The organism is Aeromonas sp. DNP9 (assembly GCF_001728955.1).
Taxonomy (GTDB): domain Bacteria; phylum Pseudomonadota; class Gammaproteobacteria; order Enterobacterales; family Aeromonadaceae; genus Aeromonas; species Aeromonas veronii.
In genome coordinates this window covers 1-2,586 of record NZ_LYSQ01000063.1, presented here as the reverse complement: position 1 = coordinate 2,586, position 2,586 = coordinate 1, and the positions used below count along the sequence as shown (strand labels likewise).

The following is a 2,586-nucleotide window of genomic DNA, read 5'->3' as shown; positions in this document are numbered from 1 at the left end:
TCAGCCATGTAATCGGCCCGGTGTGGTGCTGCGAGAACCATCACTAGATGGCCGAAAAATACTGCTTTTGCATCGCCAGCCAGCGGCCGTTATTGATAAACGCCAGCTGTACCTTGAGCAAGGCCGCAATTTCCGCGCGGTGCTTTTTATCGAGGTAGAGAAAGACCTGCTCTTTGGTGATCTCCTGCCAGGGGGACGCCAGTGCAGGTTGAGAGGCAGGGCGCATCTTGATGAGCCAGTCCACTTTGCCTCGATGCAGTTGGGCAAGCCCCTGCTTCTCATCGTTCAACCAGATGACCTGATAGTTGCCGAGGAAGCGTTCGCACCACTGGATGCCACGCAGGCAGCCAATCACGGTACCCTTGGCAGGGGGCCAGCTCGGGTTATCCCTTGGCTGACCATAAATCGCCACCTCCGAGATGGGGGCACCGATCTGCAGCAAGTGGGGATAGGTCTGATCAAAGCCCTTGATCCGGGCCATATCGCCATCGACTGCATGGTCTGCCTCAATCAACTTTTCGCAGCGGGCATAGGTGCAGGGGATCAACTGAAAGTCGATGCCGGCCCGGCCAAACCAGTCATGAATAAAAGGGCGCAACATCGCAGTGTGCTCGACCGCTGCCGCCAGCTTTAGCGGGGTTGCGTGGACAACGTGAGTCAGCCCGACAAGCAGTAACCAGCCAATCCACTTCATATCGCACTCCTGAATCGGGCTTGTTCAAGCAGAACTGTTGCGACTATCTGTGCAGTAAAGAATAGCCGATGGGGATGGCTGCCAGACCGCTTCGCCAGCTATTCGTGACGGCCGGGTCAGGGGAGCTGCGCCGTGATCAGGATATGGGCAGCGCTCACCAGGATCACCGTGAAGGTCAGCCCCATTCCCGCCACCCGATAACGGAAGTTCTCCGGCGTGCGGCTCATGCCAAAGGCGTGGCAGAGACGGCCAAGCAGCAAGGCACTCCCCAGCAAATGAACCAGCCAGGGGGCATGGCTGTCGGTTTCAACGAAATAGATTAGCAGCAGGGCGAGGGGGACATACTCGGCAAAGTTGGCATGCACCCGCATGGCGCGCAACATGGCGGGGTCATCCCCATGCCCCAGCGCCACCTTGCGGCTATGGCGGGTGCGAATGGTTCGAATGCTCAGCAACACAAACAGCAGGGCGAGCAGGGCCGCGTAAACAGGCAGTATGGTCATGGTATCTGGCTCCTTGTGTGATGATAACGAGTGGCTGGAGTTAAGAGACGCGATAATGCTCGGCATCTCAATGGCTTGCCTTGAGGGTAGCAGCAAACTGCCTTAGCACGACCGTCATCCACTCACTCGCCATCGGCCAAGCGCAGGCGCAAAACAGACAGCCCTGCCGAAGTGGCAGGGCTGTCTTTTGATCATATTGATGGTGGGCAGAGCCCCGTCATTACCCCTCGTAAGGGAGGGAGGAGTGGTGCAGCACGATGCGCACCTTGCCATCATCCCCCTTCTTGAAACCCCAGCTCTTGTCGACCGTGGTCTCCTTGTTGTCGTGATCCACCAGATGCACCTTGCCCATGGTCAGCGCCATGTCGCCGTTGATATAGACGGCGGCATTGTCATAGCGATAGCTCTGCCAGTTTTTCAGGGCGAACCCTTTGTCGGTGGGGTAGGCGCTGTTGTTGCCGACAAAGTAGGCCAGCGCCCCCTCGCGGTTGGTGCGAAAGGTCTGCTCGCCACCGGCAAGGGTGGGTTTGAACAGCACTGGCCCCTGCTGGTAGCCATAGGCGCTGTCGAGCACCGACTCGGCAGTCGCCTTGGCGCGCTCAATCCCACCGACGCGATAGTCATCGCTGATCTTGATAAGCGCCGCGCCCCAACCATCCTGCGCGGCCTTGATCTCCGCCTCGGTAATATTGTTGTTGGCGATTTCGGCGGCGCTAAGTGCGCCGCTGGCGGCAAGCAGGACGAGGGCAAGGGTGCTCTTCTTGAGGTGCAACATCATTGTTTTAAGACTCCTGATAGCGATAAACGAGCGGGCAGTGTAGCGAAGGGGCATGAACGGTTTTTGAACTGATTATTCAGGGTTGGGTAGTAAAAAGGTCGGTATATAGCTGAAGGTTTGGGGGGGGGGGGCATGGCTGATGGAGGGGCTAAGAGCTGGTGTTAATGTGCTTGCATATTCTCATTCGCTCCACAGCTGATTATTATCAAAAGACTGAACGAAATCAGCATGACAAATAACTTTTCACTCACTAAGCTGATATACGTTTGATATAATCCCAGTCAAAATATAATGATGTTGAGACTCGGTAAATTACAAATAGATAACATTATTATTGATTGCTATGAGGTATTGTTGGCGTTTTTGTGATATGAAGTTTTTGATAGCAAATCAATCATAACGAGAAAAATGGAACCATCTTGGCTTTCCAATATTTAGTGGGTATTAAATGGTATTTTTAACTAACTTTAAAAATTGGAGATTGGGTAAATGGCTTGGGAAGATACACCACCTGAAATTTTGCGACTCGCAACATTCTTGAATGATTTTTATAAAGAGTCTGATAGAGGGGCTGTGTTGATGGCAGGCTCTATTCTTGATGAGGTGCTCGC

General features: G+C 53.9%; 3 protein-coding genes. All 3 read right to left on the bottom strand.

All coding sequences use genetic code 11. The features are described from left to right. Nucleotides 1-43: 43 nt before the first annotated feature. Nucleotides 44-694, bottom strand: coding sequence for a hypothetical protein (locus A9G06_RS21210; RefSeq protein WP_069556547.1), 651 nt, complete (start codon nucleotides 692-694; stop codon nucleotides 44-46). A gap of 116 nt (nucleotides 695-810) precedes the next feature. Continuing rightward, on the bottom strand, nucleotides 811-1,197 hold the full coding sequence (locus A9G06_RS21205; protein ID WP_069556546.1) for an MAPEG family protein: 387 nt from the start codon (nucleotides 1,195-1,197) through the stop codon (nucleotides 811-813). Between the two features lie 220 nt (nucleotides 1,198-1,417). Continuing rightward, nucleotides 1,418-1,975, bottom strand: coding sequence for a hypothetical protein (locus A9G06_RS21200; RefSeq protein WP_069556545.1), 558 nt, complete (start codon nucleotides 1,973-1,975; stop codon nucleotides 1,418-1,420). Nucleotides 1,976-2,586: the final 611 nt, after the last annotated feature.

Coding starts and splice junctions, on each gene's coding strand:
- A9G06_RS21210 (WP_069556547.1), bottom strand. CDS start 694: ATGAAGTGGATTGGCTGGTTACTGCTTGTCGGGCTGACTCACGTTGTC.
- A9G06_RS21205 (WP_069556546.1), bottom strand. CDS start 1,197: ATGACCATACTGCCTGTTTACGCGGCCCTGCTCGCCCTGCTGTTTGTG.
- A9G06_RS21200 (WP_069556545.1), bottom strand. CDS start 1,975: ATGATGTTGCACCTCAAGAAGAGCACCCTTGCCCTCGTCCTGCTTGCC.